At 40.7% G+C, this 20,949-nt stretch carries 21 protein-coding genes and 1 riboswitch; of the genes, 13 read left to right on the forward strand and 8 right to left on the reverse strand.

Features of this window, described 5'->3' with window-relative positions:
• Nucleotides 1-15: 15 nt before the first annotated feature.
• Both QNI22_RS10560 and QNI22_RS10565 read right to left on the reverse strand, forming a co-directional pair.
• Nucleotides 16-1,734, reverse strand: a complete 1,719-nt coding sequence (locus tag QNI22_RS10560) for a GMC oxidoreductase (protein WP_314510605.1) — start codon at nucleotides 1,732-1,734, stop codon at nucleotides 16-18.
• A gap of 31 nt (nucleotides 1,735-1,765) precedes the next feature.
• Nucleotides 1,766-2,284: a gluconate 2-dehydrogenase subunit 3 family protein gene (locus tag QNI22_RS10565; RefSeq protein WP_314510606.1), complete on the reverse strand. Its 519-nt coding sequence runs from the start codon at nucleotides 2,282-2,284 to the stop codon at nucleotides 1,766-1,768.
• Nucleotides 2,285-2,715: 431 nt separating this feature from the next.
• Here QNI22_RS10565 and QNI22_RS10570 point away from each other — a divergent pair, with 431 nt between their 5' ends.
• Nucleotides 2,716-3,798: a Gfo/Idh/MocA family protein gene (locus QNI22_RS10570; protein ID WP_314003465.1), complete on the forward strand. Its 1,083-nt coding sequence runs from the start codon at nucleotides 2,716-2,718 to the stop codon at nucleotides 3,796-3,798.
• Nucleotides 3,799-4,311: 513 nt separating this feature from the next.
• Here QNI22_RS10570 and QNI22_RS10575 read toward each other — a convergent pair.
• Nucleotides 4,312-4,878: a gamma carbonic anhydrase family protein gene (locus QNI22_RS10575; protein ID WP_314510607.1), complete on the reverse strand. Its 567-nt coding sequence runs from the start codon at nucleotides 4,876-4,878 to the stop codon at nucleotides 4,312-4,314.
• Nucleotides 4,879-5,061: 183 nt separating this feature from the next.
• On the opposite strand from QNI22_RS10575, the gene QNI22_RS10580 reads away from it, so the two are divergent.
• Entirely contained in the window at nucleotides 5,062-6,669 is a 1,608-nt protein-coding gene (locus tag QNI22_RS10580) for a DUF4139 domain-containing protein (protein WP_314510608.1), read from the forward strand.
• A gap of 90 nt (nucleotides 6,670-6,759) precedes the next feature.
• Here QNI22_RS10580 and QNI22_RS10585 read toward each other — a convergent pair whose 3' ends face one another.
• On the reverse strand, nucleotides 6,760-7,713 hold the full coding sequence (locus tag QNI22_RS10585) for a ClpXP adapter SpxH family protein (RefSeq protein WP_314510609.1): 954 nt from the start codon (nucleotides 7,711-7,713) through the stop codon (nucleotides 6,760-6,762).
• Nucleotides 7,714-7,904: 191 nt separating this feature from the next.
• Nucleotides 7,905-8,444 (reverse strand): hypothetical protein, encoded by a 540-nt coding sequence (locus tag QNI22_RS10590; RefSeq protein WP_314510610.1) that lies wholly within the window; start codon nucleotides 8,442-8,444, stop codon nucleotides 7,905-7,907.
• A gap of 89 nt (nucleotides 8,445-8,533) precedes the next feature.
• Nucleotides 8,534-8,625: riboswitch (TPP riboswitch) on the forward strand.
• 71 nt (nucleotides 8,626-8,696) lie between these two features.
• On the opposite strand from QNI22_RS10590, the gene thiS reads away from it, so the two are divergent.
• From thiS to QNI22_RS10630, 8 genes are all read left to right on the forward strand, one after another.
• Nucleotides 8,697-8,900 (forward strand): sulfur carrier protein ThiS, encoded by a 204-nt coding sequence (gene thiS / locus QNI22_RS10595; RefSeq protein WP_313989617.1) that lies wholly within the window; start codon nucleotides 8,697-8,699, stop codon nucleotides 8,898-8,900.
• Nucleotides 8,901-8,904: 4 nt separating this feature from the next.
• The gene (thiC, locus tag QNI22_RS10600) at nucleotides 8,905-10,746 is read left to right on the forward strand and encodes a phosphomethylpyrimidine synthase ThiC (protein WP_314510611.1); all 1,842 of its coding nucleotides are present in this window, start codon (nucleotides 8,905-8,907) and stop codon (nucleotides 10,744-10,746) included.
• Nucleotides 10,747-10,812: 66 nt separating this feature from the next.
• Nucleotides 10,813-11,421: a thiamine phosphate synthase gene (locus tag QNI22_RS10605; protein ID WP_314510612.1), complete on the forward strand. Its 609-nt coding sequence runs from the start codon at nucleotides 10,813-10,815 to the stop codon at nucleotides 11,419-11,421.
• On the forward strand, nucleotides 11,355-12,071 hold the full coding sequence (locus QNI22_RS10610; protein WP_314510613.1) for a thiamine phosphate synthase: 717 nt from the start codon (nucleotides 11,355-11,357) through the stop codon (nucleotides 12,069-12,071). Before QNI22_RS10605 ends, QNI22_RS10610 begins: the two co-directional genes overlap by 67 nt.
• 633 nt (nucleotides 12,072-12,704) lie before the next feature.
• A complete protein-coding gene (locus tag QNI22_RS10615) occupies nucleotides 12,705-13,478 on the forward strand; it encodes a thiazole synthase (RefSeq protein ID WP_314510614.1) in 774 nt (257 codons plus the stop codon).
• On the forward strand, nucleotides 13,471-14,586 hold the full coding sequence (gene thiH, locus QNI22_RS10620; protein ID WP_314510615.1) for a 2-iminoacetate synthase ThiH: 1,116 nt from the start codon (nucleotides 13,471-13,473) through the stop codon (nucleotides 14,584-14,586). The genes QNI22_RS10615 and thiH overlap by 8 nt, the downstream gene beginning before the upstream one ends.
• Before the next feature lie 21 nt (nucleotides 14,587-14,607).
• Nucleotides 14,608-15,327 carry a HesA/MoeB/ThiF family protein gene (locus tag QNI22_RS10625; RefSeq protein ID WP_314510616.1) on the forward strand — a complete coding sequence of 240 codons (720 nt, stop codon included), beginning with the start codon at nucleotides 14,608-14,610 and terminating at the stop codon, nucleotides 15,325-15,327.
• Between the two features lie 149 nt (nucleotides 15,328-15,476).
• Nucleotides 15,477-15,887, forward strand: coding sequence for a hypothetical protein (locus QNI22_RS10630; protein ID WP_314510617.1), 411 nt, complete (start codon nucleotides 15,477-15,479; stop codon nucleotides 15,885-15,887).
• Between the two features lie 183 nt (nucleotides 15,888-16,070).
• Here the strand turns inward: QNI22_RS10630 and QNI22_RS10635 are convergent, their stop codons facing one another.
• The gene (locus QNI22_RS10635; RefSeq protein ID WP_314510618.1) at nucleotides 16,071-16,766 is read right to left on the reverse strand and encodes a hypothetical protein; all 696 of its coding nucleotides are present in this window, start codon (nucleotides 16,764-16,766) and stop codon (nucleotides 16,071-16,073) included.
• Between the two features lie 225 nt (nucleotides 16,767-16,991).
• Nucleotides 16,992-17,834, reverse strand: coding sequence for a hypothetical protein (locus tag QNI22_RS10640; protein ID WP_314510619.1), 843 nt, complete (start codon nucleotides 17,832-17,834; stop codon nucleotides 16,992-16,994).
• Nucleotides 17,835-18,134: 300 nt separating this feature from the next.
• Between QNI22_RS10640 and QNI22_RS10645 the strand changes: the two genes are divergently transcribed.
• From QNI22_RS10645 to QNI22_RS10655, 3 genes are all read left to right on the forward strand, one after another.
• Nucleotides 18,135-18,359: a DUF2798 domain-containing protein gene (locus QNI22_RS10645; RefSeq protein ID WP_313989637.1), complete on the forward strand. Its 225-nt coding sequence runs from the start codon at nucleotides 18,135-18,137 to the stop codon at nucleotides 18,357-18,359.
• Nucleotides 18,360-18,566: 207 nt separating this feature from the next.
• The gene (locus tag QNI22_RS10650; RefSeq protein ID WP_314510620.1) at nucleotides 18,567-19,139 is read left to right on the forward strand and encodes a Crp/Fnr family transcriptional regulator; all 573 of its coding nucleotides are present in this window, start codon (nucleotides 18,567-18,569) and stop codon (nucleotides 19,137-19,139) included.
• Between the two features lie 85 nt (nucleotides 19,140-19,224).
• Nucleotides 19,225-19,689, forward strand: a complete 465-nt coding sequence (locus tag QNI22_RS10655) for a gamma-glutamylcyclotransferase family protein (RefSeq protein WP_314510621.1) — start codon at nucleotides 19,225-19,227, stop codon at nucleotides 19,687-19,689.
• A 130-nt stretch (nucleotides 19,690-19,819) separates the two neighbouring features.
• On the opposite strand, the gene QNI22_RS10660 is transcribed toward QNI22_RS10655, so the two are convergent.
• A complete protein-coding gene (locus QNI22_RS10660) occupies nucleotides 19,820-20,719 on the reverse strand; it encodes an alpha/beta fold hydrolase (protein WP_314510622.1) in 900 nt (299 codons plus the stop codon).
• Nucleotides 20,720-20,949: the final 230 nt, after the last annotated feature.

Here is a 20,949-nt window from a genome sequence, read left to right on the forward strand (position 1 = left end):
GTGATTATTGTTTGCTTATAAATTTCCTTTTTTGAATTCTGTTATAGCATAATTTGCTGCACGAGCCGTAAGAGCCATAAAGGTAAGCGATGGGTTTTGTGTAGAAGTAGATGTCATACAGGCTCCGTCTGTTACAAAAACGTTTTTACAGGCGTGCAATTGATTCCACTTATTCAACAAAGATGTTTTAGGATCTTTGCCCATACGTACCCCACCCATTTCGTGTATATCCAGACCTGGCGCTTTATTCGGATTATCATGGGTTTTGATATTTTTAAATCCAGCTAAGGTCAACATCTCTGTCATTTGTGTATGAAAATCCTGAATCATCTTTTCATCATTGTCATCATAAGCAACAGAAACACGCAGTTGTGGTATACCCCAGGGATCTTTCAGGTTTGGATCTAATGCTACATAATTCGTCTCTTTCGGAATGGTTTCGCCCATCATATGCGAACCTGCCCTCCAGTTACCATATTTTTTAGCAGTCAGGTTTGTCTTCAGCTCTTCCCCCATACCGGAAGTGTCTGTATCCATCATCCGGAAAGCACTAAAACCAGCAGCATATCCTCTCAGAAAATCCGTTTCCTGTTTAAATACATTCCGGAATCGTGGAATATAACTGCCATTGGGGCGAATACCTTCTGTGATTGTATCCAGATATCCTTCATATTCTGCAGAGATAGTAGTTCGGAAATTATGGAATGCCATATACTTGCCCAATAATCCATTGTCATTACCCAGGCCATTCGGAAAACGATGTGAGGTTGAGTTTAATAAAATCAGATTACTATTCAAACATGCCGCATTCACAAAAATTACACGGGCATAATACTCAGTCATTTGTTTGGTATGAGCATCAATAACCCGTACTCCGGTAGCCTTATTTTTCTTTTCGTCAAAAATAATGGAGTGTACCACAGAATCGGGCTGTAAGGTCATCTTTCCGGTTTTGGCAGCCCAGGGCAATGTAGATGCATTGCTGCTGAAATACCCACCATATGGACACCCCCGCTGACAAAGAGACCGGTTCTGGCACTGAGCTCTCCCCTGCTGAAAATGGATGGGTTTAGGTTTGGTCAGGTGTGCACAACGTCCGATAATAATAGGGCGGGTTCCTTTGTAGTGTTTGGCCATCTGGTCAGTAAAATGCTTCTCCACACAGGACTGCTCATGAGGTGGAAGAAATTCGCCATCTGGTAATTGAGCCAGTCCATCTTTATTTCCGCTAATACCCGCAAACAGTTCGACATGGCTGTACCACGGAGCCAGTTCTGCATAGCTGATAGGCCATTCTACAGCAAATCCATCACGGGCAGGGCCATCAAAGTCATATTGTGACCAACGCTGCGTACCACGTGCCCACATCAAGGACTTCCCTCCTACCTGATAGCCACGTATCCAGTCAAATGGTTTTTCCTGTACATACGGATGTTCGGCATCTTTTACAAAAAAGTGAGCAGCATCTTCATTAAACGCATAACAACGGCTCACAATGGGATTGGCATCTGTGACGGATTTGGGTAAACGTCCTCCATGCTCAAACTCCCACGGATTCATCATCGTGGTTGGATAGTCTGTAATATGTTTTACATCCCGCCCCCGCTCTAACACCAATGTCTTTAATCCTTTTTCACAAAGCTCTTTGGCAGCCCAGCCACCACTGATACCTGAGCCAATCACAATGGCGTCGAAGGTACGTTCTTTGATTGAATCTATAGTTAAGAAAGCCATGACAAAATTCTGGAATAGAAAATGAAAAGATTTACTTCTTCAGTGGTACACATCCATGAAAAAAACCAGGGGCCATATTATATCCCCTAAGATTCATCTGCACGTATTCGGAATTCATATAACCTTGAATAGTCAGACTTTTAACCATGCTGATAAATTGCTTTGCTCCAGGATCAGCAGAGTCTTTCATTTTGGATAAGGTATCCAGGCGTTGTCTGGCATCACATTCAGCGAATGGTTTGTTGTACCCTTGTCTGGCATTCTGATCTACCAGTACAAGTCCTTGTTTCAAATTGACTTGTGCCGTTTCACCATAGCAGTCAGTAATCATACGCATAGCATATTGATGTACTTTCAGCGATTTGGCTCCTGGTGTACTAGTTTCCGGAATGATGGTTTCTACGATTTCAGCCAGTAATGCTTCTTCTGTTGAGGCTAAGCCGGAAACGGGTCCAAGAGACTCAGGCGTCCAACCAGTAGCCCAGGCAGGTAATGCGACCATACCGCCCAGAGCTGCTACCACATTTTTGAGTGCAGAACGTCGTTGCATGATAAAATAAATGTATTGGATGGGTTATAATTAAAGTACTGTTTCAACAAAATCTTTTACCTGATCTCCGGATTCAATCCTCCGGCAATTGTCTCACTTTTACGCTTACGGGTGTATATATCCGAATGTACGTTTTTATCAAACTAACTGATACTATTTATTTGTTAACTAGTCAAATGCACTGTTAGTATTATTTATTATAAAATGGAGGCTATTTCTTTATCAGCTAATAGCCTCCTGTTATAGGGGTATCGAAGTACTTGGATTAAAAAAATATTTTCACAATGTTGTAAATAAAACTAAAAAAATTAATTCTACCTCTTTTTTAGAGAAATATTTTAATGTATAATATAAATATAACAGGAAATCTATAGTTTTAAGCCATTAAAGCGAAGTCGTATCTTATTTAATTCATTTATAGCTCAATTCGAATGTCACTGCAAAATCAACCTTTACGTGTATTAGTAGTAGGCTGTGGCAACATGGGAGCCTCCCATGCCTTAGCCTATAAGTCTATCGACGGATTTGAAATCTGCGGAATTGTTTCTACGGGAAAAAGCAAAGAAGTATTGAATGAACGGTTAGGTGGTGGCTATCCGTTGTTTAGCGATTATGCTGTAGCATTGAAAGATACACAACCTGATGCAGTATGTATCTCGACCTATCCGGATACACATGAACAGTTTGCCATCATGGCGCTGGAAGCTGGTTGTCATGTATTTATTGAGAAGCCTCTGGCTGATACGGTTGAGGGTGCGCAGCGAGTAGCAGAGGTGGCAAAGAAAACAGGGAAGAAAGTAGTAGTAGGTTATATACTACGCCATCATCCTTCCTGGGAGAAGTTTGTAGAGATTGCCCAACAGATAGGTAAACCGCTGGTAATGCGAATGAATCTGAATCAGCAAAGTCATGGGTATATGTGGGATGTACACCGTAACCTGATGAAAAGCCTGAGTCCGATTGTTGACTGTGGTGTACACTATATTGATGTCATGTGTCAGATGACACGCTCTAAACCAGTTCAGGTCAATGCCATTGGAGCACGATTGACAGAAGACATTCCTGCTGGAAACTATAATTATGGACAGTTACAGATTCGCTTTGAGGATGGTTCAGTAGGTTGGTATGAAGCCGGCTGGGGACCGATGATGAGTGAAACAGCCTTCTTCGTCAAAGATGTAATCGGTCCTAAAGGTTGTGTCTCTATTGTAGCCAAAGATGCAGGTGGAGCAGGTAAATCAGACAATGTGGATTCTCACACAAAAACCGAATCACTACGACTACACCATGCGGCTATTAATGGCAATAATGAATTCACTAAACCTGATGAGTGGATTAACCTGACTGATGAACCAGATCATCAGGAGTTGTGTAATCGGGAGCAACGTTTCTTTCTGAAAGCTATTACAGAAAATGTTGATCTTACAGATCATGTAGAAGATGCAGTGAATAGTCTTCGTATCGCGTTTGCCTGTGATGAATCGGTACGGACAGGTCAGCCTGTGATGTTATAATTGTCTTAATTATACAGTCTCATCATGAAGCCAGAGTCCACACTTTTTTTAAAGTATAGACTCTGGTTTTCTTTTGCTTGCTTTCCGACATTGTTGTTCTATTTTTTCTAAAGTTTCTCTTCCTGAGTTTGTTTATTATCCCTTTCTTCACCCTTCCGCCGTCCTCTTCATTTTTTGCTTGTCCTCATGGAAATATTTCTCTTTCTCTTCCTATCCTTCCTCCGTTGTCCTCCTGTAAGGATCTTGTGACAAGACCGGTGGCCTTTCCGATTGGAGTATATTCTTTCTATAATAGCACAAACGCAACTCTATTTGTCAAGAGATCCTTTCAGGAGGATAGGGAGGGATTGAGATACTAAAGATGAGTGTTTTCTCTTTATACATAGAATATACGAAGACACCAACTTCATAAAAAGAAGATTCCTTGCATCTGTACTTCCACACACATTTAAAGGCAGCTTTCTCTTTTAACAAACTCTCATTCAAAATTTGAGATGATCATGTTTAGCTGTTTCAGAGATTAGCCAGAAAGGTTTCGGTCAGTTTGGTATACAAATCAGTATTGGATAGCCCTGTGGTGTCAATGTCATATACATACTTGACAAATCCTACTTTTCGTAGCTCTGCATGAAATTCCTGTATCTCTCCTGGCCCGTACACTTTGACAGGATTTCCAAAGCCAATGTGATTAATAGGTATAAATGTATTCTCTGGACAGAATGTCCCTACATGGATGATTCCATTTACAGCCAGCACGGTTCCATTGGATAACTCGGCTCCATGAAAGATAGTAGCATTGGTAGCAATAAAACAGGCTTTATGAATGATAGCTCCCGTAATGCAGGCTTTAGGTCCTACCAATACATTATCACCTATCAAACAGGGAAACTTCTTATTGCTACGAATAATGGCATTTTCCATAATCACGGTGTTGTTACCAATATGAATAGAGCCACCATTGGCTGTAATAATAGATCCGGATCCGATATAGGTATTTTCGCCAATAGTTACATCTCCTTCAATGATAACTCCCTGCATGATACGGGCTGAAGGATGAATAGTAGGTTGTAGATTCGACATAGAATTGTTGGTGGTTAGATTGTAATCAAGACCTTATTTCTCAAAAGAATGCAAATATAAGTTTCATCATATGTTGATAAAAAATAACGTATGTTTTACGTCTATAATACATTATTCATTGACCAAAAAGACCGTATTTTTGGGAAGTTATAAACTTTATACACTTTTTAGCCGAATCCGTCTATGAAAAAAATAGTCTTTCTCCTTTTTCTGTTATCTACTTACTACCTTACCCAAGCTCAACAGCCTCAAAGTATTCAAACAGAATCCAGAATAGAGGAGGTAACTGTCTATCTGGATGGGGCTGAAATCAAAAATAGCCAGGCAATACGCCTTATCAAAGGGAAAAATACCATAAACTTTAAAGGTCTGTCTCCATTCCTGGAAGAAAGGAGTATACAGATAACTCCCAAAGGAGAGGTAGAAATATTATCCATATCTACAGGAACAAGAACAATAACTCCTGAAGAAGTGGATTTAAGAATCAAAAGGCAAACAGATAGTATAAAAATACTTCAACAACAGATTGAACTGGTGACCAATCAGATAGATGCATACAATACAGAAAAGAAACTCCTAAGCGAAAATCAGAAACTAGGTGGAAAAGAGAGTGGAACTACCATAACTGAGTTAATGAAAGCTGCTGATTTTTATCGTGACCGAACCCTCAAAATCAATAATTCACTTACTACACTCAATATACAATTAAAAAGTCTGTCTGTTAGCCTGGATTCTGTTTCCAAGCAATCCGAACATTTAAAGACACAAATAGATACCAGACGAAAAGAAATTAATCTTGTTGTATCCTCAGCTACCGAGCAACGTGTAGAATTTGAAATCCGGTACATTGTTCATAATGCCAGTTGGGAAGCTACCTATGATTTGATTGCAACTGATATCAGTAAGCCTGTATCACTTAAATATAATGCACGTATTTATAATGGTACAGGGATAGACTGGAAAGATGTTAAACTTACGTTGTCAACGGCTGATCCTTCGTTGGAAGCATCACGCCCTTATCTTAGCACCTGGATTTTAAATTATAACTCTGGAGCCAATGAAGGATTGGTACAAAATCAACTTTTTAATCAGCAAAACTGGTCTGCCAAGGAAGAGGGATCGTCAGGAGATGAAGGAATAACAGTTTCTGAATTAGCTGCGACATTTAAAATAGACAAGATCCATACAATTCCAACCAACAAAGATTCGTATCAGATTCATATTTCCGATCACAATCTGAATGCGCTATACGAGTATCTTACCATTCCTAAAGTGGATATGAGTGCTTTTCTGCTAGCAAAAGTTACAGGCTGGAAACAACTAAATCTTATCGATGGCAAAGCCAATGTGTATTTTGGAAATACATACATAGGTGAATCCAACATTAATACACAGCTATTGGGAGATACACTGGACTTATCTCTCGGGCGTGATAATCAGGTAATCGTGAAACGGACCAAAGTCGAAGATTTTGCAGCAAACAAATCCATTGGAGGAAAGAAAAGCGAAGCACTGGTTTACGAAATTTCAATTCGAAACAACCGACCAACCCCTGTTCAAATCAAAATTCAAGATCAGGTACCTATATCTCAGGAAAGTGATATTAGTGTAGAAACAGACGAAATTTCCGGAGCAGAACTGGATACACCATCCGGACGATTACAATGGAAACGCCAGATATCACCAGGGGAAATTGTCAAATACAAAATTGCTTTTACAGTCAAATATCCAAAAAACAAAACTCTTTCGCTGCGAAAAAGCAGGGTTGTACGCACTCCGAGATTCAAGTAACCCCAACATACATGCCAGAAGATCTGGTTTATATAACAAACGCCTGTCCAGTAAGAAGAGACAGGCGTTTTGATAGGTATTCTCAGAAACTTATTTTACTTTGTAGAGAGACCCGGTTTTGATAGCATGCTTCTCCAGCTTTCCTTCCTGAACTAACTTTTCCAGCTGAAGAGTCGACTCTTCTACAGAGACCTCTGCCAAAACGGCGTATTCTTTAGGGGTCAATGTTGGATAATGTGTAAAAAGAGAAAAAGGCGAGTCAATAACAATCTGTTGTTTTTTGGCAGTAGGAAATACTTTCTGGACAGCACCTTCAAAGATCTCATAGGGTTTAAACCCATACACCATACATTGATTATTGTCTGCATCTGAAAAGAACATAGTTGGAAAACCTCTTACACCCAGTGACCGACCATAAGATAAATCTTCTTCAAAAAGTTGTTTCCCTTTCTCCTTAACATCTTCTTTTAACTGAAAAGTATCTAGTCCTACGGCTGCTGCAGCTTTTTGTATATGCTCCCATCGGGTAATGTTCTTTTTCTCCAAAAAGACAAATTCACGCAGCTTACGCAGGAAGGCTACAGCCTTTTCTTTATCCTGTAACTCTGCAGCCTTTACTGCAATAGAAGGAGGATACGAAGAATCCAATGGATCTTCCAGCCATACATCGCCATCAATAGGCATATCATAGTGCAAACTCACTTCGTCCCAATGATATGACACATCACTGGGTTTACTTATTCCTCCACTATTATAACTCCAGTCGGGCAGTAGTCCTCCCATACGATACTCGATATCAATGTACTTTCCGTACTCCAGTTTCAGCTTCCGTAATTGAGGTTCAATACCCCAGCAGGTTGAACAGATCGGATCAGTATAATAGAGTATCTTTACAGGCTTTTGGCCCGCTACCGCTTTTACAGATTCGGTCTTCTCATCTCCTGCTGGTATTTCACATACACCACTTGCGGGATCACATAAAAGTGGATTTTTGATTTCCTGGTTCATTATCTTTTTCTGTTTATCATTGACATCCTTACTCAAAACCGCCTGTTTTCCAGAATGATTCCGACATGATGTATAACTCTTTGTGTAGGATTAATTTGTAACTCGACAGCAAAGTTGGTTACTATTCATCCATCAGTCAATTAGTCAGAAAAATATGACTATATTCCATAATGATTCATGAAACGCTTTTTACTAAAATAGAATACTGCTGACTATTTTTTGTCAAACTAGTGAGCCTTCAAAAACTTTAAATACTCATTGAGCTTAGGAGAGTTCGCATCAACTCTCAGTATAAACTTGTTAATTCCCTCTGCCTGAAAACAATCAAATAAACGCTGAATAACATGCATTTTGGTATTCTTGTCTGCAAGAATTACAAACCGTTCTATATCTTTATCATCTGAAGAAGAAAGAATAGAATGAATGGTTTGCTGAAATGCATTAAATAAAGGCATAGGAATCAAATGAGAATTCCGTTTTTTATTATCTACCAATACACACAGCCATTGTGTTTTGTCCAGATATATTTCTGTGATCTTTCCATCAATTACCGAACATGTATTCCAACTTACTGTATCCGGTAATCTGACATGCATTTCATTAAAATCTCCGAGACCTCGAAAAGAAGAACTAATCATATAAAAAGTAGCAATCATAAATCCTATCACAGCCAGCAGACTGACATCAGGGACTAAGTTTGGGTAGTGTCTGCTTCCAGGTCTCATTTGTTTTTTTCCAATAGGATGCGACACACATTGGAATTCCATATTTATTGTACATTTTTCATGTACTTGCTACAAAACTAAAGAGCTAAACTTTTTTCTAGGAAAGTTCAAACAAGTTTTTATACCTTTGTCCTAAGCTTTAGGGGTGCCTTAACTGGCTGAGATGATACCCTTGGAACCTGATCCGGTTAGTACCGGCGAAGGGAAAAGTACCGCAACACACTATAGTAGTGCTATATCCATAGCATTCTCCTCCTGTGTAGCCACTCCTGAAGTCATAACCTATTTTCAGGAATGGACATCATACTTAACCAAGAATCAAAGACCTTTCCGGATAATTGCACTGTGCAGCAATTGATGGATATTGTTTTGCCTGACAAACAGAAAGGCGTTGCAGTTGCAATCAACCAGGCTGTCATACCCAGACCCAACTGGGGCACCCATACGCTACATCCCAACGACAACGTATTACTCATCAAAGCCACTCAAGGAGGATAATTCTATGACAACCGAACAACCATCCACACACACCATTTCCTGTGATCCCTTTCCTGGCTCACAAAAGATCTATGTCAAAGGTAATCTGCATGACATTGAAGTAGCCATGCGTGAAATCTCTCTAACAGATACCAAACTGTCATCCGGCAACAAAGAAACGAATGCTCCGGTTACAGTATATGACACCAGTGGACCCTATACAGATCCGGCCATTGCTATTGATGTGCGCAAAGGATTGCCTCGCTTACGCCAAAGCTGGATTACGAAACGGGGAGATGTAGAACAACTTCCTGAGATTACATCTGACTATGGCAAAAAACGACTGTATGACACCTCGCTGGATCATCTTCGGTTTGAACACATTCAGAAACCATTACGAGCCAAAGCAGGAAACAATGTCACTCAGCTTCATTATGCCAAAAAAGGGATTATTACACCTGAAATGGAATACATAGCCATTCGGGAAAATCAGCGCATCGATTACTTGAAAGACCTATTAAATGGACAATACGAAACCCTAGCTCAACAACACGCAGGCCATTCTTTTGGAGCCAACACACCCAAAGGACTCATTACACCAGAGTTTGTACGACAGGAAGTAGCAGCAGGAAGAGCTGTAATCCCATCCAATATCAACCATCCAGAAAGTGAATCCATGATTATTGGACGCAACTTTCTAGTAAAGATCAATGCCAATCTGGGCAACAGTGCAGTCTCATCCAGCATTGAAGAAGAAGTAGAAAAAGCTGTATGGGCCTGTCGCTGGGGAGCAGATACCATCATGGATTTGTCTACAGGCAAAAATATACATGAAACCCGTGAGTGGATTATACGCAATTCCCCTGTACCCATCGGAACAGTTCCTATCTATCAGGCGCTGGAAAAAGTAGGTGGACGTCCGGAAGCACTGACATGGGAAATATTTCGGGATACGATCATTGAACAGGCTGAGCAGGGAGTGGATTATTTTACCATTCACGCAGGGGTGTTGTTACGTTATATTCCACTTACAGCCAAGCGAGTCACAGGTATTGTTTCCAGAGGCGGTTCTATTATGGCCAAATGGTGTCTGGCGCATCATAAGGAGAACTTCCTGTATACTCACTTTGAGGAACTTTGTGAAATCATGAAACAGTATGATGTTTCTTTCTCTCTAGGTGATGGTTTGCGTCCGGGTTCGATTGCCGATGCCAATGATGCAGCTCAGTTTGCTGAACTGGAGACCTTAGGAGAACTCACCAAAATAGCTTGGAAACACGACGTACAGGTTATTATCGAAGGCCCTGGTCATGTGCCTATGCATCTGATCAAAGAGAATATGGACAAACAACTGAAAGAATGCCATGAGGCACCTTTCTATACATTAGGGCCATTAACAACAGACATTGCTCCTGGTTATGATCATATTACATCTGCTATTGGTGCAGCCATGATTGGTTGGTTTGGTACAGCTATGCTTTGTTATGTTACGCCCAAAGAACACCTGGGTCTACCAAATAAGAAAGATGTAAAAGATGGAGTAATTGCCTATAAAATTGCCGCTCATGCAGCCGACCTGGCAAAAGGACATCCGGGAGCACAATACCGGGACAACGCCCTGAGCAAAGCCCGCTTTGAGTTTCGCTGGGAAGATCAGTTTAACCTTTCACTGGACCCAGATACTGCACGCGAATTTCATGATGAAACGCTTCCTGCTGACGGGGCCAAGGTCGCCCACTTCTGCTCTATGTGCGGACCTAAATTCTGCTCTATGCATATTACTCAGGAAATCCGTGACTTTGCAGAAAAGAATATGGTAGAGAAATCGGAGGAATTTAAACAACAGGGAAGCGAACTGTACTTGTAAGTTATTCACTATGGCCTGTTGTGGTTCCTGTAAATCAACCACAACAGGTTTAAAATGATACCAGCTATGGATCTTATTGTACTATCCAGTCCGGAAGCTATTGAGAAAGAAGCACAGATAGTCAATGTTCTTTTTGAGGAAGGATTGTCTGTATTTCACTGTCGTAAACCTCAATGGTCTGCTGATCAGGTAGCTGAGCTTATACAGGGTATTGCGCTTCCCTACCGAAGCCAGATTACTATTCATCAACATCATAAACTGGCAGAAGAATTAGGATTACAACGCCTGCATTACACTGAGGCAAATAGAAAAACAGTTTCACAAACCGAGTTGTCTTTACATCGGCAGAAGGATATTACGCTTTCAACTTCCCTGCATCAACTTAGTGACTATAATACTACAGCTCAGCAGTTTGATTATGTGTTTTATGGACCTGTCTTCAACAGCATTTCCAAACAAGGGTATACGGCTGTTGTATCAGGTGACTTTCAGTTACCGCCACGCCAATCCACTCAAGCAAAACGCATTGGATTAGGGGGTATAGATGAAACCAATATACACCAGGCAGCAGCCTACGGTTTCGAGGGTGTAGCAGTATTAGGTACGCTATGGACACAACCACAGAAAGCGGTACAACGATTCAGAAGTTTAAAGCGCATTACAGACACCTACTAATAAAACATATGGTAAGTAAACTTCATTATATCTCTCAGGGACATAGTCCAGCCGAACAATTACGCAACATTCAACGTGCCCTGGATGCTGGTTGTGACTGGATACAGCTGCGCTGGAAAAATGTGCCAGCCCAGGAAGTAGAACAGGTAGCTATTGCCATCAGAGCCTTGTGCGAACCCTATAGGGCGAAACTGATTATCAACGACTTCCCGGATGTTGCCCATGCAGTAGATGCACATGGTGTACATCTTGGCCTCACAGATATGTCGGTAGCAGTTGCCCGTCAGATTGTTGGTCCGGATAAAATTATTGGAGGAACAGCCAATACCCTGGAAGATATACTCCAGCGCGTAGATGAACAATGTACCTATGTAGGCCTCGGACCCTTCCGGTTTACTACCACCAAAGAAAAACTCAGCCCAATATTAGGCCTGGAAGGATACCATGCCATTATGCACCAACTGCGTTCCAGAGCCATTTCTATCCCGATTATTGCCATTGGTGGATTACAACAGGAAGATCTTCCCGCTTTACTCAAAACAGGAGTACACGGAATAGCCGTCTCAGGCTTAATCACACAAAGTGCAGAAAAAGAAACCCTAGTCACAAACCTCAAAGCATTACTGGATGAAGAACAGATTCAGGTATAGTCCTACTTATCAACTAAAGCAGATATGCATATAAAACCTCCTTCTGCTGTTCTCCTGAAAGGATCTATACCTTGTTGTCCTTCTGAAAGAAAATTGTGACAAATAGAGCCATGTTTACTCTCTGAGAGAAGAAATACACTCCAATCGTAAAGGTCGCCGGTCTTGCCACGCCTGTCCCGACAAGGGCGGGAAGGTCCTTTCAGGAGGACAAAAAAAGAGGTAGTGACTATTTCAGGAAGACAGAGAAGGGATAAACTTTTCAGAAGGAAAAAGCAGAGTTAATATTTAATACAAAGAAGTTACAAAGAGAGTTATGATCACTTCAATCGTGTGTGGTAGTGTAGGTGCGTTGGCAATCTTTTCTCCGCGAGGTTGGCCTTTGGCCTTGCGGGCAGAAGGATCGGAGAAAAGTGCCCTTTTTTGCTCACACACAAATCTGGCTCACCAAATTCTCATTTGGTGCCCTGTTTTTTGGGCAAGCAAAAAATGAAGAAGCTTGTGGAAGAACAATGCAAGAGACAATAAAGCAACTTAGGAATACTAAGCTCTTTTGGATAAATAAAAGCTGCAAGTAGAATATAGAAATTTACTCAAAGAACGTAGTATCACATTACTATAATAATTTCAAAATCAATGACAAAACCACTCATTATAGCAGGAAAAACCTTTTCCTCCCGCCTCTTTCTAGGCACCGGAAAATTTGCCTCTGCCCAACAAATGCAGGATGCCATACTTGCATCAGGCACAGAACTCGTCACTGTAGCGTTGAAACGTGTCGATGTTCACAATCCTCAGGATCGATTACTGGATCACCTGAAACATCCCAGAATCAATCTGCTACCCAATACCTCCGGTGTACGCAATGCACGGGAAGCCGTATTTGCAGCCCAACTGGCACGGGAAGCCTTGGAAACCAATTGGGTAAAGTTGGAAATACATCCAGATCCCCGGTACCTGATGCCTGACCCAATAGAAACCCTTAAAGCCACTGAAGAACTGGCCAAACTAGGTTTTATTGTATTGCCATACATTCATGCAGATCCGGTCTTATGCAAACGGCTCGAAGAGGCAGGTACTGCAGCCGTGATGCCTCTCGGTTCGCCCATTGGCAGCAACAAGGGGCTAAAAACCCTGGACTTTCTGGAAATCATTATCGAACAAAGCAATGTTCCTGTCATTGTTGATGCAGGTATTGGAGCTCCCTCCGATGCAGCCAAAGCTATGGAACTGGGTGTAGATGCGGTACTGGTTAATACAGCCATTGCAGCTTCTGAAAATCCGGTTCAGATGGCAACAGCCTTCAAAATCGCTACCGAATGTGGCCGTATAGCCCATGACGCCTGTCTGGCCAAATCGGTGACTCATGCTATAGCTTCCAGTCCTTTAACTGCTTTTTTAGATGATTAACTTTCAGGCTCTTTTTGACAGACAGGACTGGGAACAGGTAAAATCATCTATCTATGCCAAGACAGAGACAGATGTAGAAAAAGCATTGTCCTCCTCAAAGCGTACAGTAGAAGACTTTAAAGCATTGATTTCGCCTGCTGCTCTCCCCTATCTGGAATCGATGGCACGGTTAAGTCGTCAAACCACCCTGAAACGGTTTGGTAAGACAATTCAACTCTTTGTCCCTATGTATTTGAGCAATGAGTGCCAGAATATCTGTACCTATTGTGGCTTTAGCTTTGACAACAAAGTAAAACGACGTACCCTTACGGATGAAGAAATTCTTCAGGAAGCATCTGTACTAAAACAGATGGGGTTTGATCATATTCTGCTGGTAACAGGGGAAGCCAATCATACCGTACATGTGGACTATTTCAAAAATGCCATTCGTCTGCTTCGTCCCCACTTTGCCAATATCTCCATTGAGGTACAACCCTTGGAGCAACATGAATACGAAGCATTGATTCCGGAAGGATTGTATTCGGTACTTGTCTATCAGGAAACCTATCACAAAGAGCGATATAAAATGTATCATCCAAAAGGCAAGAAGGCAAATTTTTACTATCGCTTAGAGACACCAGACAGATTGGGCAAAGCACAGATTCATAAAATTGGACTGGGGGCTTTACTAGGCCTGGAAGACTGGCGTACAGACTCGTTTTTTTGTGCCTTGCATCTGGACTACCTGCAAAAAACCTACTGGCAAACAAAGTACTCTGTCTCGTTTCCACGCATCCGTCCGGCTGAAGGAATTACTGCCCCCGAATATATTATTACAGACCGCGAACTGGTTCAGTTGATCTGTGCTTATCGTCTTTTTAGTGAAGAGGTAGAACTCTCTATGTCTACACGAGAATCAGAAAAGTTTCGGAATCACATACTTTCATTGGGGATTACAACCATCAGTGCAGGCTCCAAAACCAATCCGGGTGGGTATGCAGTAGAACCCGACACACTGGAACAATTTGAAATATCAGACGAACGTAGTCCTCAGGAAATGGCACAGGTCATTACAGACCAGGGCTATGAACCGGTGTGGAAAGACTGGGATAGAAGTTACTGGGGATAATGGATAGATTAACTCATACATATGAAAAACTTTGAACGCGACGAACTTATTCGCTATAGTCGCCAGCTAATGTTGCCAGAGGTAGGCATCGAAGGACAGGAAAAACTTAAGACAGCCCGGGTACTGGTCATAGGTGCCGGAGGGTTAGGCTGTCCTATTCTGCAATATCTGACAGCAGCAGGTGTAGGTACTATTGGCATTGTCGACTTTGATAAAGTAGAACTACACAATCTCCATCGCCAGATTCTGTATCACACGGAAGATATAGGCAAACTCAAAGCGGAGGTGGCAGCCCAAAAACTGCAGACGCAAAACCCATACGTTCGCTTTGATGTTCATCCAGTTATGATCCATGAAGAAAATGCAGATGAACTTATCTCCGTCTATGATCTGGTAATTGATGGTTCTGACAACTTCCACACCCGCTATCTGGTCAATGATACCTGTGTAAAATATAACAAACCACTGATATACGGAAGTATCTTCAAATTTGAAGGTCAACTGGCTGTGTTTAATTACCGAGGTGGTAAAAATCTGCGTGACATTTATCCGGAACCACCCAATCCCGAAGATGTACCTAATTGCAGTGAAGTAGGTGTCATAGGTGTTTTACCAGGTGTGATAGGTACGCTTATGGCCAATCAGGTAATACGGCTTATTACAGGATCTGGTAAAGTATCCGATGACCTGACCATTTTCAATCTGTTACAGGATACGTTTACCAAGTTAGCGTTAGTTTAATAATGGCTTTACATTTCTTACGAGACTTGTAAGCTATTTCAACATCAAAGAGGGATTGAGCTAGAAAACTTTTCCAAATCTACTGACATAGGGCTGTCAACAGGAGGACTATTTTTGAGTCATCAAACTCTTTAATACACCTGAATCGTATGGAAACCCAACGTATCAATAGCCAGCTTGTGCCTGTTTTGTTTAGCGAAACCCATGCTGAATTACTCCTGAAACGACTTGATCAGTTGTTTCCCTATACTCCAACCCAAGCAGGTACAAAAAATGCAACTCAAATGTTGTCAGACTGTGCTGAAAAGCTGGAACTGGCATTCGGAAAAACGATTCCCCCTCGTCCCTTTTCCCAACTTTCGATGGGACGTTTTTTTAAATCTGAGCAATCTTTACACTCTAACATTCCTAAAGACTTTCATCAGGAGAAGCTGCGATTAATGCGGCTTATTCGCCATTTTGTAATGGATGCCCCTGCCAGATCCACCTCACACCAAATGGAATGTGAGGCATTAGCCTATCAGTATCTGGATACTCATTTAACACATTTTGGCGTTTGAAACTATCTACAATAGCAAGGTAGTCTTTCTAACTAAGCATTGTCAGATGCGCATCTACAGATTTAGGGAAGATTTTTCTAAACCTTCCCTAAATCAAACTCCTACAACTTGGGAAGTTTGTTCAACAATGAATATGTCAAACCATTATCTACAAGTATGAATTACCTGCCAAACAAGGCTACACTAGTAACGGCCTGAGTTTTCTTTCATTACTGTCTGTGCCGAATTTCTCTTTAGACCCTCTTCAAAACTTACCCTTAGATTGCTCATGGGTTCTGATAATCCATCGCCGTCTTTAAAAACCCGGGTCGATCCGATGTCAATCAAATCATTATTGGGATCGTTTTTATCTTTCATATAAAACGCATATTGAAAGTTTTTGATACCTGTATCCGTATATTCACCAGAATAAATGGTCAGAATCACCGAAGTTGCACCTGTGCTGGAAGTAGTATGTTCTTCCGAAAAAACAGAGAAAACGTTTTTGTTTCCAGAGATGAAAGAACCTTTTCCAATTCCTTCGCTTAGGAGCTGTCCTTTGCTATTATACCCACGAAAACTTGTCTTTACGGCCAGTGTAGTTTGGTCTTGTTCATAAAACTGATAACGATAATCCGCATATATCTCACCAATTTCATCATCTTCAATGGTACTTCCTGACAATACGTTGTCGCTAAACAAATAAATACCTTCGATTTGGGGTGGGGTTTTGCCTTCGTAAATAGTCATTCCTTGTTTACGAATGGTTGAGATGACCTCAGCAGGTACTATATTATTAATTTCTTCAGAGAATCCCCCATTAGGGTCATCCTTCTTACAACTAAAAGTGAAACTACTTACTGTTAAAATAAACAAAAACAATTTCTTTGACGTTTTCATAATTGTTTGAATGATAGAGTTATAAATGGTTATGATTCTTAGTAAGTAATCCACCATGATATGTAACCTATCACTATGTTTATTTCTTCAGGTATGTGCTACTGGCTGTAACTAGGTTATTCGTTAAGATGAAAAACAATGCTTAATATGGAGGGAAGGGGCCATTTTCCTAAGGAGAATGAAATATATTATCATCTGTTAATTTTTATTCCGTATCTTTTTCAGCTAGTCAATCTTTGTATATTCTGCATGTATATCTTTATCATAGGCATCAATCACATTTAACATTCCAGGATTTGTCTCAATTTTCTCCAGTATACGAAACAAAGCATCTGTATCACAGATAAAATATGGATCTTTTTCCAATTCGATGATCCACTCATCTATTAATTGATAGAGATGCCGTTTTAGCTTTTGGTCATTAATTCCCAAAAAGTACTGAGACAAATTCCATTCATAGTAGGAAGGTGGTTTTAGATCGAGGAATATATGGAAAATCTTACGCTTCTCAGTATAGGTGAGCATTAAACGCCATTCACTAACTTCATTGTTCGGATTTTGTATGCTGGCTTTCTCATAAAGAAATCTGCCTTCCTGGCTCAGTTCATATAAAACCTCAGATTTTAGGAAGTCCTTTCTAATTAGCCCAAATACAAGCTTTAAATACTGTTTCCGTTTAGATGCGACATCTTTTTCTACATAGATACACTCTACTTTTCTAACAGTCGCTTCATAGAGTGTAATGTCTCTGTTTGTCATCTTAAACCGTGACAGAACATAATTTCCATTTTCAAGCTCGCCAATGGCATAGTAACAATCTGTTGTATAGTTGTTGTCTATATATTCATAATCAGGCAGAACCACTATGCTATCAGCATTAGCCTTTCCTTTTGCCATTTTCACAATATAGAACTGTGAACTTTCACCTGTTCTTTTCAGAAAACGGCATATGGAAATCTTGTGAGCGGAATGAATCTTTACTGTAAAAGGTATAGGTTTAACAGACCTTGCCTGGACCCAGCAAGAGATAGCCAGAAAGCAAATGGAAAGTTGTATTGAAAGACGCATGGATTTTAGGGTTATTTATGCAGGTACATAGCAAGGATGCAACATAACAGAGAATTCCATACAATAGATTGTAAAAGCACTTCTTTCAATGAATCAGACTACCGAATTACTTAGACTTTAAAGTAAACTGTGTAAAGACGAAAGATTTTTAATGGTAAGAGATAGTTACGTTTCCCGACAAAGTATCGTCTCTCCAGAAATTGTATCCATTACAGCCACTATCTGTGATTTATTGATCTGTGTCAAAGTTTTGCATTTTTCTTCTCCTCAACTTTGTCCCGTTAAATAAATACAATTACAATGAAAAAGAAGCATTTCAAGTACATTAACACACTTTTGGTTGTAGTGCCTATGACATTGATCATGGCATTTGTAGGTCTGATGCGTACCTACGGATTTGGCGAAAACTGGCACATCCGGTTTTTTAATACCTGGATTATTATGGCTCCTGTTGCCTATATCTCCGCCTTTCTGATTATTCCTAATGCCCGAAAACTGGCTGAAAAAATTGCGATAAGAGAATAGTCGGTAATCAATCCTGTACAGGATACTTATCAAAAGAGAACAGATTCCAACGATAGATCTGCCGACTGTCTTACCTATTTTAAGACAGTCTTTTCTCTGTATTCGCCAAATGGTTATCCCTCGTCAATCCCTTTCACCAAAGAAACCTTTGTATAACTTTGTGCTGATTAAAAGGTAATGGCTTACTTTTGCATTATACCTGATGCTATGAGTAAAACCCAGCTTGCCCATTATATTTGTACAATCATTTCGGTTTCAGAAGAAGAGTTAGATTATATTCTCTCTTACTTCCATCCCTTGAAACCTGTCAAAAATGAGATTCTGATTCCATCAGGACAAGTGAACCAACGTATGTTTTTTATTAACAAAGGTTGTTTGCGTATCTTTTTCATTCAGCCTGACGGACAGGAAGCTACCCGGTATCTTGCATTTGAAAATAAGTTTGCCACAGCACTCAGCAGTTTCATTACCAAAGAACCTTCTTTGGAATCTATTCAGGCTCTGGAACATACTGAAGTTTTGTATATCAGTCGTACCGATTTTTATCATTTGCTGGAACATATCCCAACCTGGGAGAAATTCTATCGTAGTTACCTGGAGAGAGCCTATGTACACAATACTCAAAGACTAATGAGCTTTGTCACTATGACTGCGGCAGAACGCTATAAACAACTTCTGGAAGAAAATCCCATTATTGTACAGCGTTTACCCAATAAAGTAGTAGCCTCGTATCTTAATCTCTCTCAGGAAACGCTAAGTCGACTCAAATCCAAAGTATAAATATGATATTATTTCAGGAATAGATCTTGTAATATAACTTGTTAGCAGAACATACTGTTTACTACCAGATGACAGAATACAGCCTATGAAATCAGACAAACTAATTAACGAACTGAATAAGAAAAAGAACATCCAGACTGTAAGCACAGAGACACTTGATAGTCTGGATCTCACTGAAGTTGAAAGAAACTTTATAAAGACTTATAGACCTGAAAAATCATTGATTGTTTATGGTACACTGGCTCCGGATAAACCCAATCACCATGTAGTACAACATATTCAGGGAAGATGGCAGAAAGGAACTATCCGAGGAAAATTATACAATGAAGGCTGGGGAGCAGTGCAAGGGTATCCGGGCTTTAAACATGTAGGGATAGAAGAGCAACAAGAGATAAACGTATATGTTCTTTCATCAGATGAATTAGTTACAAACTGGGCAGTGTTGGATGAATTTGAAGGTGAAGAATACAGACGACTATTAGCCCAATTCGAATTGGAAACCGGAGAGACAGGAGTAGGTTTTATTTATGCCATCAATGAAGAAAAGTAGAGCTGTTTTATCTACCTAAGGTAAAAAATCAAAGCTCTTCAATAACTATCGAAGAGCCTTAATACAGATAACTTTATTTACATCTTACTATCAAATCTTACTATCAAAACTGGCATACCTATAATCATACTCACATAACGGATACTTCCACCCGATGAATGAGACCGGCAATCCGGGATGCAAACTCCGTCCACAAGGGCTTGGGGAAGTTATGTCCCATTCCTTCAAAAAGCACAAGTTCAGCACCAGGGATAGCCTTTGCAGTTGCTTTTCCACCACTAACATCCATCATTTTGTCATCCGTTCCATGTATTACCAATGTTGGTACATGTAAAGTATGTAGAAGTTCTGTACGATCACCTGATTTAAGTACAGCAACAGCCTGTCGCAACATTCCCAGTGGATCATGGTCACGATCCCAGGCACGGCCAGCAGTCTCTGCCGCTGCAATTGCATCAAAAGGATACTTTGTTGATCCGATTACCCGAAGGGCTTTCACCTGCCAGTCAATAGCTCCCTGACGATCGTCACTGGGAGGTGCGCCCAAAGAGGCTAACACTCCATAGTCGGGCTGTCCTACTGTAGGATTTCCTGTAGTAGACATCATAGATGTTAATGAACGAACACGTGTTGGGTATTCAATGGCAATAGTCTGGGCAATCATACCACCCATTGAAGCACCTACCAGATGTACACTTTCAAAGCCTAAGGCATCCATTAATCCAACCGTATCGGCGGCCATGTCAGATAGTGTATAGGCCACCGAGGAAAAATCGCCTGCTTTTGCAGCTGGTAGATTGGGCATAGGTGCATTGGAAAAGTGCGTAGACAGTCCTGTATCCCGGTTGTCGAACCGAATCAGTTGTAAACCCTGATTAACCAGTTCAGCACAAAAACCATCAGGCCAGGCAATCATTTGTGCACCACCTCCCATGATTAGAAAAACCGGAGGAGAGGTAGGATCACCTAAGCGCTGATACACCATTTCAATCCTTGAGGGACCAATGTTCTGAGCTGTTTCTTCTTTCATAAAAGCTAATATAACGATATATTCAAAAGCGAATATATGAGAATAACACCTAATTAATCAACTGAAAATCAGCAAATTAATTTATTTTCCAAGAAGAGCAATAACCCGTTAAACATCGCGTTTTCCAAGAAGGAGAACAAGAGAATTAAGCCACTATTTTCCGGATCAAAACAGCTCCACTTTTGTCTTACGTAGACTTATAAGAGAGATCTCTTAGAACCCAATACGAA

The sequence above is a fragment of the Xanthocytophaga agilis genome, assembly GCF_030068605.1.
Lineage (GTDB): Bacteria > Bacteroidota > Bacteroidia > Cytophagales > 172606-1 > Xanthocytophaga > Xanthocytophaga agilis.